Below are 11514 nucleotides of genomic sequence, written 5' to 3'. Positions count from 1 at the left end.
TTAACAACACAAAAATGAAACTACGTTTATTATTTGCTCTATTGTTTAGCACCTTCGCATTTGCTCAAACCGCAACTCTTACTGGAGTCATCTTAGACAAGGAAATGTACAACGAACCTTTACCCTTTGCTAATATTATGATTAAAGGGACCAAAACTGGAACAACAACTAACGAAAATGGAAAATATGTCTTAACTCTAAAACCCGGAAGTTATACTTTAGTGATTGGCTATTTAGGATATGACACCAAGGAAATTCCTTTTACTTTAAAGGGAAACGAAAAAAAAATAATAAACCATACGTTAGAATCAAACGGAATTCAATTAGATGATGTTGTGATTGTTCATACGGTTTCCAAAGAAAAAGAAAGTGCTTTATTACAAGAACAACAGAAAGCAGTAGAAATTAAACAAAGTATTGGTGCACAAGAAATGTCTAAAAAAGGAATTAGTGATGTTGCAGCGGCTGTTGTAAAAACCACTGGAATAACCAAACAAGAAGGTTCAGGAAATATTTTTGTTCGTGGTCTAGGCGATCGTTATAATTCTACTTCAATGAATGGCTTACCTATTCCATCAAATGATCCATCAAACAAAAATATGTCTTTAGATATATTTTCTACTGATATTGTTGAATATGTTAATATAGACAAAGTATATAACAGTAAAATGTATGGTGATTTTGCTGGTGGTAATGTAGACATAATTTCAAAAGACTACAACGGATCAGGATTTTTTGCTTTTGGATTAAAATCAGCGGTTAATACAAATGCCATTTCAAATAACAATTTCAAACTACAAGCTGGCCCAAGTTTTTTAGGATTTACAAACATCCGTCAACCAAGTAACGCTTTGTCTGGTTATAATTTTTCTAAAAGTTTAAACCCAAATAAAGAAATGCCTTGGGCCAGTGGTATTAGTTTAAGTGGTGGTGATAAATTTAAATTTGGCGAAAACAGTAGTTTAAGCTTTTTTGCCACTTTGAGTTTTGATAATGAATATACTTCAAAGTCTAACGGTATTTCAAGAGCTGTAAATAGTGAAGGTGTAGCGACTAAAGATTTTAACAAATATGAATCTAATAGTTACAACACAAACACAACGGGTATGTTTAACTTGGGATTTAAATTAAACAATACAAACAAATTTAAATACAATACAGTATTCATTAATTCCTCTAACCAATCTTTAGACGAATATAATGGTAACATTGTTGACGTTACTGGATTTGATGGATTTGTAAGAAGAAGCACCTATGTGAAAAACTCCTTATTAATTAATCAATTATTAGGAGAACACAAATACAAAGAAAGATATGCTTTAAATTGGGGCGTTTCATACAATAAAGTAGATGGAAATATGCCCGATAGAAGTACTATTACTCTCAAAAGAGATATAAATAATGACTTTATCATAACAAACAATTCTGCATCGGATAACCAGCGTTATTTCCAAAAATTGAATGAAGATGAAGTCGCGGTTAATGCTGCGGTTGATTACAAATTTGGTAAAAGTGCTACTGGAGAGTTTAAAGGTAAATTCACATTAGGCTATAACGGAAAATACAAACAAAGAGATTTTGAAGCCATACAATATAACTTTAAAATTAATGCATTAGCACCTGGTGCAACTACTACCGTTATTGACCCAAATAATGTTGATGCTTATTTTAATCAAGATAATTTTAACGCAGGATACTTTTCTATTAAAACGTATAATGGTGGTATCGAAAATCCAAATGCATTAAGTCCACAAACCTACAATGGAACACAAATAGTAAGCAGTATTTTTGGAAACTTGGAATATAAATTATCTGATAAATTATTTGCAATATTTGGTTTACGTACCGATCAAATTTACCAAAAAGTAAAATGGCAAACACAAATTGACCCAATTGGCGACAAAAGTTTTTTCACAAAGCAAGCATTTTTACCAAACTTAATTGCGAAGTATTCTATAAATGATAAAAATAACTTGAGATTCGCCGCTAGTAAAACATACACACTTCCGCAATTTAAAGAGACGGCCTTTTTTATCTACGAAGACATCACACAACAATATATTGGAAATCCAGATTTATATCCTTCTGATGATTATAATGTTGATATTAAATGGGAATTTTTTCCAAAAAGTGAAGAAGTAATAGCGGTAACTGGTTTTGGAAAGTACATTCAAAATCCAATGAACGAAGTTACTATTTCATCTTCAAGCAACGATATTACTTATATTAATACGGGAGATTGGGGTTATGCAACAGGAGCAGAACTTGAAATTAAAAAACTGCTATTCAATAGCGAAAACGAAGTTAAAGGCAATAAAATTTCTGCCGGATTAAACGTATCGTATATGTACACAACCCAAGAATTAGACAGCGAAAAGGTGGCAAAAGAAAATAATTTTAATGCCTTATTTACAGACTCAAAAAGTTCATTTACTGGAGCTTCTAACTTGTTATTAAACGGAGACGTGACCTTTAGTAAAGAGTGGAAAAAATCAGAAACTAACCTAATGACAACACTAGCTTTTTCAACTTATTCAGACCGAGTTTACTCTTTAGGAACTCAAGGAAGAGGTAATGTGGTAGAAAAATCTGTAAATAGCCTAGACTTTATAATTAAATCTAAACTAACAAAAAATTTAGGTTTAGGATTTAATGTTAAAAACTTACTAAATCCAACAATAGAAAGAGTTCAAGAAAACAACAACCAAGACATTGTAATTTCTTCATTCAAAAGAGGAATGAACGCAAGCTTATCCTTAAACTATCAGTTTTAAAATAACTATTAAACACAATCAAATTAAAAACTAAATTATGAAAAAAATGTTTAAACTTTTCGGTATCGTAGCATTATCATCCTTATTAGCTACTAGTTGTATCAACGTTGATGAAAGTACTGACAACGGCGTAAACAATGGAAACTCAAACTTTATAGTTAATCCAAACGACTTTAAAGGCGATATTAATGTGGGAAATGTTACCTTACAATCAAATACAATTTACAAATTAACAGGACCATTAGTCATTAATGAAGGAACCTCATTAACAATTCCGGCTGGGACAAGAATTGAAGCTACAGGTGGCACATCTGCATATATTGTTGTTACACAGGGAGGTAAAATTTATGTAAACGGAACAGCGTCAAATCCAGTTGTTATGACAAGCGCAAACGCATCGCCTGCTCCTGGAGACTGGGGTGGATTAGTAATTTGCGGTAAAGCTCCTATTAATAGTGGTGCTACAGCTTCTGCCGAAGTTTCAGGATATACTTATGGCGGCACACTAGCAAATGATAATTCTGGCGTTTTACAATATTTAAGAATTGAATATCCAGGAGCTATTTATAATGCCAATAAAGAATTTAATGGTTTATCATTATTTGGAGTAGGTAATGGAACTGTTATTGATTATGTACAAGTTTTTAGAAGTTCTGATGATGGTTATGAGTTTTTTGGAGGAACTGTTAATACTTCTCACCTAGTTTCAAGTTACAATGAAGATGATCAATTTGACTGGACAGAAGGATGGAATGGAACAAACACTTATTGGTTTGGTAAATTAGGAAACAATATTGGAAATAGAGGAATTGAAGCGGATAACTTAGAAGCTAATTTTGACGCTACGCCTATTGCAAACCCTACGATTAACAACTTAACATTAATTGGTTTAGGAAATCAAGGCTCTGAGCCAGACGGAATAAAACTAAGAAGAGGAACAAAAGCACAATTCTCTAATGTAGTAATTGATAATTTTGCAACCGGAATCAATATAGAACACGATCAAACAATTGCTTTCATACCTGCTGGTTTGTTTCTTGAAAACACAACAATAACAAATATAACAAACGTTTCAAAAGGTAAAAATACGCTTGGAACAACTGTTGATGTTACTGCCGCTTTTTCAGCAATTACAACTGCAGGCGGAGCTGGAAATGGAACCGAAACTCCTTCTTGGACAGCAGGTTGGACAACAGGACTATAAATTATAAAAAAACTATAAAAATCCCTCTTCATGAGGGATTTTTTATTTGGCATTGTATTTGCTTTTTATTTTATAGTATCTTTGCAGTATAAATGTTAGTTATGGTAAAAAATTACACTCATATTATTTACTTATTCTTTATTTTATTTTCTTTTAGCACATTTGCTCAGGAAAATAAATCTTTTGGCGCATCTAAAACTCAAGAACCAACAATTGAAGGACTTTCTATTTATCCAAACCCTGTAAATAACGGAAAAATATACATTACTACTAAATCTTCAATGGACAAAAAAGTAGAGATTTATAATGTTATTGGAAAGAAAGTATTAGATATGGTGGTTACTTCAAAAGAAGTAAGCATTTCTAATTTAGAAGCAGGTGTGTATATCATCAAAATTAAAGAAGGTGAAGCTTCTGCTACAAGAAAACTAATTATCAATTAGTTATCGTAATATTTTACAGATTTAATCATAAGTTAACACCTATTTTTTAGTTTAAATCTTAAAAAATATTTATCTTTGTTTATAATTAAATTTTATAGATATGAAAAAAATTTACACTTTATTATTATTAAGTTCATTAACTTATGCACAAGTATCCCTTCCACATTATGATGGATTTAACTACACTGTTGGTGAAGGACTTCAGGTTCAAACAGGATGGTCTTTATTAAACACTGGTGACGATTTGACAATATCATCAAGCAGCTTGAGCTATACTGGTTTACAAACATCTACTGGTAACAAAGTTGTTTTTGATGGTGCTGGAATAGACACAGGTAAAGACTTTACTTCACAAGACGCCAATACTACTTATTTTTCTTTTATTCTAAATGTAACAGATTTAACAGCGACTACTAGTACAACTGGAGGATATCAGTTTGGTCTAGTACAAGGAACGGGTTCAAGTTTCGGAGCGTCTATATGGATTAAAAAAGTAGATGGCACAAACTACAATATCGGAATCAACCCAAGAACTACTGCTGCTAATACTGCGTTTTCTCCAACTAACTATTCTATAAATCAGACTTATTTAGTTGTAGGAAGCTATACTTTTGTAGACGGTGTAAATAATGACATAGTAAGTTTATGGATTAACCCAACTGTAGGGGGAACACAACCAACACCAACTGCTTCTGCAGTTAATACTGGAGCTGACTTAAGTGCTGTTTCAAGATTTTTAGTAAGACAAGGAAGTGCTACTGACACTCCATTTATTCAATTTGACGAATTAAGAATAGGCACAACTTGGGCAGATGTTACACCTCAAGCTGTAGCTGGTTTGAAAGATAACAATATTCCAGGTTTCTCAATGTATCCAAACCCTTTAAAAGGAAACACATTAAACTTCTCATCTAATGCTAACGCAGCTAAATCAGTTCAAATTTTTGATGTAGTAGGTAAAGAAGTAGTGAAAACAACTACAACTAATAATGTTGTAAATGTTGCCAATTTAAACGCTGGTGTTTATATTGTAAAAGTTACTGAAGAAGGAAAAACTGCTACAAGAAAATTAGTAGTTCAATAATAAAATAATAAGATGCTGAAATAAATTCAGCATGACAAATAAATAAGAAAAAGCATCAACGCAAGTTGGTGCTTTTTTGTTCCTACAATTTCACAGAATGCCTAAATTCTTTCTTATTTTTGCACTATGATTTCACAAGAAGCTATTTTCCAAATAAACTCTAAAAAAGAGTTTGATAAAATTACTTTAAAAGTTTTTCGACACCAATATGATAATAACTTGGTGTATCAGCAATTTTGTAACTTATTAAGGAAAGATAAAAACAATGTGAAATCTGTTTTAGATATTCCTTTTTTACCCATTCAATTTTTTAAAAGTCACGAAGTGTTAAGCTCAGATAAAGCCATTCAAACCACTTTTACGAGCAGCGGAACTACTGGAATGCAAAGGAGTAAACATTTAGTTACCGATGTGAGTTGGTACGAAGAAAGCTATCGTTTGGCCTTTTCAGAATTCTACGGAAATATTGAAGATTATTGCGTTCTAGCTCTGCTTCCCTCCTATTTAGAACGTGAGGGTTCTTCGTTGATTCATATGGTAGAAGATTTGATTACACTGAGCAATCACCAAGATTCCGGATTTTACCTCAACAATTATGATGAATTAATTTCGAAGTTAATTGAATTAGATAGTTCAGGTCAGAATGTGCTATTAATTGGTGTTACTTATGCTTTGTTAGATTTGATTGAAATGCAAAAATTCCAGCTAAAAAACACTATTATTATGGAAACTGGTGGTATGAAAGGCAAGCGAAAAGAGATGATTCGTGAAGAATTACATTCGCTTTTATGCAATGGTTTTGGTGTTTCTAAAATCCACTCGGAATACGGAATGACTGAGTTGCTTTCGCAAGCTTATTCTTTAGGAGATGGCGTTTTCGAATGTCCGCCTTGGATGCAAATCTTAATTCGGGATACTGAAGATGCTTTGACTTATGTTGCCGAAGGAAAAACGGGTGGAATTAATGTAATTGATTTGGCAAATATCAATTCTTGTTCGTTTATTGCTACGCAAGATTTAGGCAAAAAACAACCCAACCATTCGTTTGAAGTGTTGGGCCGTTTTGATAATTCTGACATTCGAGGTTGTAATTTGATGGTGCTTTAAAAACTAGTTCACCTTAATCACATAATAATTTTTCTTCCCTTTTTGAAGCAATAAGAATTGGTTGTTAATCAAATCCTCTTTCGTAATCATTCTATCTTCTGCTACTTTTTCTTTGTTTAAAGAAATGGCATTTTGTTTTAATTCTCTTCTAGCATCACTGTTTGAAGCTAAGAAATTAGTTTTCGCAGCTAATGCGGCAATCATATCTAATCCTTCTTCTAAATCAGCCATTGAAAGTTCTGCTTGCGGCACACCATCAAACACTTCTAAAAATGTTTTTTCATCTAATTTTTTCAAATCATCCATTGATGGACTAAAGAAAGCATTTGAAGCAGCGATAGCATTTTCCAAATCCGCTTCAGAATGTACCATTGTTGTAATTTCTTCTGCCAAACGTTTTTGCAAGGCTCTTAAATGCGGTGCTTCGTTATGTTCAGCGATTAATTTCTCAATGGTTTCTTTATCTAAAAATGTGAATATCTTGATATACTTTTCGGCATCTAAATCGGAAGTATTCAACCAATATTGGTAAAATTTATAAGGCGAAGTTCTTTCGGCATCTAGCCAAATATTCCCACCTTCCGATTTCCCGAATTTCGTTCCATCTGCTTTTGTAATTAAGGGACAAGTTAGCGCATAGGCTTTTCCTGCTTCAATTCTTCGAACTAATTCTGTTCCTGTCGTAATATTTCCCCATTGATCGCTTCCACCCATTTGAAGGGTACATTTTTTGCCTCTGTATAAATGTAAAAAGTCAAATCCTTGTACTAATTGGTACGTAAATTCTGTAAATGACATTCCTTCTGCAGATTCACCAGTTAATCGTTTTTTAACGGAATCTTTCGACATCATATAATTTACTGTGATATGTTTTCCTACATCACGAATAAATTCTAAGAAAGAAAAATCTTTCATCCAATCATAGTTGTTTACTAATTCAGCCGCATTTGCTTCCGCCGAAGTAAAATCTAAAAAACGAGATAATTGTCCTTTAATCGCTTCTTGATTATGACGCAAAGTAGGTTCGTCTAATAAATTTCTTTCATTAGATTTTCCAGATGGATCGCCGATCATTCCGGTTGCACCACCAATTAAGGCCAACGGTTTATGACCACTCAGTTGGAAATGTTTCAACAACATCACACCCACTAAGTGACCAATATGCAATGAATCAGCTGTTGGATCAATACCCACATATGCCACACGCATTTGTTCTTTCAAATGTTCTTCGGTGCCTGGCATTACGTCGTGAAGCATTCCTCTCCAAGTCACTTCTTCAATAAAATTTTTCATTTTGTTCGTTTAATTTGCACAAAGATAGTTTTTACTTTAAAAGTTTAAAAGTTTGAAGCTTTAAAAGTGAGCCGGTGTTTAAAAGATTTAGTATTTTTACAGTATGATTTTAGTTACAGGCGCAACAGGTTTAGTAGGATCTCATTTAATAGTACAGCTTCTTCAAGAAAATGAAGCAGTAAAAGCTTTGTATCGTACCGAGAAACAAATTGAGAAAGTAAGAAAGGTTTTTATATTTAAAAATCAGGAAGTTCTATTTAAAAAAATAGAATGGACAAAGGGAGATATAAACGATATTCCATCTTTAGAAATTGCTTTCGATAATGTCACTTATGTTTACCATTGTGCCGCTTTAATTTCATTTGACCCAAAGGATGAAACCGCATTGAGAAAAGTAAATATTGAAGGCACTGCTAACATCGTAAATTGCTGCATCGCTTTTAATGTAAAAAAACTTTGCCATGTTAGTTCAATTGCTGCACTTGGCGATTTAAAAGAATATGAAACCACCATTACGGAAGAGACGGAATGGAACCAAGAAGAATTACATAGTGATTATGCGATAACAAAATATGGCGCAGAAATGGAAGTTTGGCGCGGTTTTCAGGAAGGGTTAGAGGTAATAATTGTGAATCCAGCCGTTATTTTTGGCTATGGTTTTCCAGATCAAGGAAGTGGGATATTAGTTAAATCAGTTAAAAAAGGACTCTCGTTTTATACCAGAGGTACTATTGGAATCATTTCAGTTGAAGATGTAAATAGTTGCATGATTCAACTGATGAAAAGTAACATTTCTGGCGAACGATTTACGCTAGTTGGTGAAAACATAACAATAAAAGCGTTTTTGTATTATCTAGCTGAAATACTGAATGTAAATCCACCAAAAATTTATGCTTCAAAAACGATTACAAATATAGGATGGCGCTTAGATTGGTTGATTTCTAAACTGAGTTTTAGAAAAAGAAAATTAACCCGTGCCACTGCTAAAGCGTCTCATTCCATACAAAAATACGAAGCGTATAAATTGTTGGCTGCTTTGAATTTTACGTTTCAAAAAAAAGAAAACTATTTGTCAAAAGTTATTTAACCTCGGGCTTTCTATTACCTGTTGCTATAGGTTTCGGTTGCGTTTCTATTTGAGCCTTGTCTATTCTTTCTAAAACGCGCTTATACATTTTTTTGTATTTCTTAGGATCAGCTGCATAGTACTTCTGATTTTGATGATACGTTAAGCTATCAATCTTGTACTTCTTGTAAATGAAAGTAGTTACTTTTAGATTATTTTCAGCTAATTTATAAGATACTGTACTCTCTGCTGCTTGCAAAATAGTAACATCAAACAAGATGTTTTCCATTGTTTCATCCGCTAATAAAACCACTGGTTTCGGTACCGGATTATTAGAACATGCAAAAAAGATAATTGTCAAAAAAAATAGTGCTAGTTTTTTCATTTATATTGTTCTTTCAAATAACAATCGTTGAGCCACTTTTATCTCTTTAACCTTACCATTTGTAAAAACTAATTTACCATTTACAAAAGTGTGTGTTATTCTTGATTTAAAATTAAAGCCTTCGAATGGCGACCAACCGCATTTAGCCAAAATATTCTCTTTTTTTACATTCCAAGGCAAATATGCGTTTACAATTGCAATATCTGCGAAATATCCTTCGCGAATGAAACCACGTTTTTCAATTTTAAAAATTTTAGCTGGATTATGACACATTTTCTCAACAATTTTTTCAACTGAAATTTTTCCTTGATGGTGTTTTTCAAACATTGCGACCACCGCGTGTTGAACCAAAGGTCCGCCAGACGGGCAAGTTACATAAGGATTTAATTTCTCTTCCAAGGTGTGCGGCGCATGGTCTGTAGCAATGACGTCTATTCTATCATCCAAAAGTGCTTTCCAAAGCGCATCTTTATCTTCTTGGGTTTTAACCGCAGGATTCCACTTTATGAATGCACCTTTCTTTTCATAATCGGCATCTGTAAACCATAAATGATGAATACATACCTCTGTCGTAATTTGTTTTTCTTCTAAAGGAATTTTATTAGTAAACAAGTCCATTTCCTTTGCAGTTGACAAGTGAAATACATGCAGTCTTGCTCCTGTTTTTTTAGCCAACTCAATTGCTTTTGAAGACGATATGTAACAAGCTTCAGCGCTGCGAATTAAATGATGATATTTCATAGGAATATCATCACCGTACTCTGCCTTATATTTTTCTAAATTAGCTTTAATCGTTCCTTCATCTTCACAGTGTACCGCAATTAACATTTTAGTTGATGAGAAAATCTTTTCTAAGACTTCTTCATTATCAACCAACATATTTCCTGTTGAAGAGCCTAAAAACAATTTAATACCAGCTACATTTCTTGGATTAGTTTTTAAAATTTCCTCTAAATTATCGTTGGTTCCACCCATCATAAACGAATAATTCGCATAAGAGGTTTTGGATGCAATTTCATATTTATCTTCCAAAAGTTCTTGCGTAACTGCATTTGGAACCGTGTTAGGCTGCTCAATAAAAGATGTAATTCCTCCCGCTACCGCTGCTCTACTTTCAGTTTCTATAGTTCCTTTATGCGTTAAGCCTGGTTCTCTAAAATGCACTTGATCATCAATTGCACCTGGAATTACATAACTTCCTTCAGCATCAATAATTATACATTCTGATGATTTAGGGCTTATTTTTTGAGCGATTTCTTTTATGAATTCATTTTCAATTAAAATATCACCTTCAAAAACAACTCCTTCATTTACTATTTTAGCATTTCTAATTAAAAACGTACTCATTATAATGTATTAAATATTTTTCGTAATCTCAACAATAACACTCCTACTACTGCTTCTCGGATAATACCGCCACTCATCTTTGATTGACCTTTTGTTCTATCCGTAAAAATAATTGGAACTTCTACAATATTGAATTTATTGACAAAAGCCCTATATTTCATTTCAATTTGAAAAGCATAGCCCACAAATTTTATTTTATCTAAATTTATCTTTTCTAAAACTGCTCTTCTGTAACATTTAAAACCCGCCGTTGCATCTGCAATTTTCATTCCAGTAATAATTCGCACATAAACTGAAGCGAAATAAGATAATAAAACACGACTCAGTGGCCAGTTCACTACGTTAACACCATTTGAATATCTTGAACCTATAGCTAAGTCTGCACCATTTTCACAAACGACTAATAATTTTTCTAAATCATTTGGATTGTGAGAAAAATCGGCATCCATTTCAAAAATATATTCGTAACCGTGCGACAACGCCCATTTGAAACCATGAACATAGGCCGTTCCAAGTCCAGCTTTCTTCGTTCGAACTTCTAAAAACAATTGATTTTCAAATTGTAATTGCATTGCACGAACCTGATCGGCCGTCCCGTCTGGAGAATTATCATCTACAACAAGAACGTGAAACGAAGTGGGTAGCGCAAAAACTGCTGTTATAATTGCTTCAATATTTTCAATTTCGTTATAAGTAGGGATTATGACAACTCCTTTAGCCATATTATGATTTAATTTACTGCAAAAATAAGTTATTTCTTCAGTTAAATTCTTAATAATTTTATAATAATCATATTGAAAGTATTTTTTGT

10 protein-coding genes are annotated in these 11514 nt (G+C 32.9%); 6 read left to right on the top strand and 4 right to left on the bottom strand.

From position 1 onward, the window contains the following. The first annotated feature begins 14 nt into the window (after window positions 1-14). The 5 genes from T1L09_RS13105 to T1L09_RS13085 all read left to right on the top strand — a co-directional run bounded on the left by T1L09_RS13105 (window position 15) and on the right by T1L09_RS13085 (window position 6612). Window positions 15-2774 (top strand): TonB-dependent receptor, encoded by a 2760-nt coding sequence (locus T1L09_RS13105; RefSeq protein ID WP_322551417.1) that lies wholly within the window; start codon window positions 15-17, stop codon window positions 2772-2774. A 37-nt stretch (window positions 2775-2811) separates the two neighbouring features. Beyond that, on the top strand, window positions 2812-3978 hold the full coding sequence (locus T1L09_RS13100; protein ID WP_322551416.1) for a hypothetical protein: 1167 nt from the start codon (window positions 2812-2814) through the stop codon (window positions 3976-3978). A 101-nt stretch (window positions 3979-4079) separates the two neighbouring features. Continuing rightward, window positions 4080-4421 carry a T9SS type A sorting domain-containing protein gene (locus T1L09_RS13095; RefSeq protein WP_322551415.1) on the top strand — a complete coding sequence of 114 codons (342 nt, stop codon included), beginning with the start codon at window positions 4080-4082 and terminating at the stop codon, window positions 4419-4421. A 100-nt stretch (window positions 4422-4521) separates the two neighbouring features. Next, window positions 4522-5505 (top strand): T9SS type A sorting domain-containing protein, encoded by a 984-nt coding sequence (locus T1L09_RS13090; protein WP_322551414.1) that lies wholly within the window; start codon window positions 4522-4524, stop codon window positions 5503-5505. A 126-nt stretch (window positions 5506-5631) separates the two neighbouring features. Then, on the top strand, window positions 5632-6612 hold the full coding sequence (locus T1L09_RS13085) for a LuxE/PaaK family acyltransferase (RefSeq protein ID WP_322551413.1): 981 nt from the start codon (window positions 5632-5634) through the stop codon (window positions 6610-6612). Window positions 6613-6615: 3 nt separating this feature from the next. On the opposite strand, the gene tyrS is transcribed toward T1L09_RS13085, so the two are convergent. Beyond that, window positions 6616-7905, bottom strand: a complete 1290-nt coding sequence (gene tyrS, locus T1L09_RS13080) for a tyrosine--tRNA ligase (protein WP_322551412.1) — start codon at window positions 7903-7905, stop codon at window positions 6616-6618. 103 nt (window positions 7906-8008) lie between these two features. Here tyrS and T1L09_RS13075 point away from each other — a divergent pair, with 103 nt between their 5' ends. Continuing rightward, window positions 8009-8992: an NAD-dependent epimerase/dehydratase family protein gene (locus tag T1L09_RS13075; RefSeq protein WP_322551411.1), complete on the top strand. Its 984-nt coding sequence runs from the start codon at window positions 8009-8011 to the stop codon at window positions 8990-8992. Here T1L09_RS13075 and T1L09_RS13070 read toward each other — a convergent pair. From T1L09_RS13070 to T1L09_RS13060, 3 genes are read right to left on the bottom strand one after another with little or no spacing between them, the layout of a single operon-like run. Then, entirely contained in the window at window positions 8985-9356 is a 372-nt protein-coding gene (locus T1L09_RS13070; RefSeq protein ID WP_322551410.1) for a DUF4296 domain-containing protein, read from the bottom strand. The genes T1L09_RS13075 and T1L09_RS13070 overlap by 8 nt on opposite strands. Then, the gene (locus T1L09_RS13065; RefSeq protein WP_322551409.1) at window positions 9357-10703 is read right to left on the bottom strand and encodes a dihydroorotase; all 1347 of its coding nucleotides are present in this window, start codon (window positions 10701-10703) and stop codon (window positions 9357-9359) included. Beyond that, window positions 10703-11425, bottom strand: a complete 723-nt coding sequence (locus tag T1L09_RS13060) for a polyprenol monophosphomannose synthase (RefSeq protein ID WP_322551569.1) — start codon at window positions 11423-11425, stop codon at window positions 10703-10705. The genes T1L09_RS13065 and T1L09_RS13060 overlap by 1 nt, the downstream gene beginning before the upstream one ends. Window positions 11426-11514 lie beyond the last annotated feature (89 nt).

Origin of the sequence: Flavobacterium psychraquaticum (assembly GCF_034497725.1) — a bacterium.
GTDB lineage: Bacteria > Bacteroidota > Bacteroidia > Flavobacteriales > Flavobacteriaceae > Flavobacterium > Flavobacterium psychraquaticum.
This window is presented reverse-complemented; position numbering and strand designations above follow the sequence as displayed.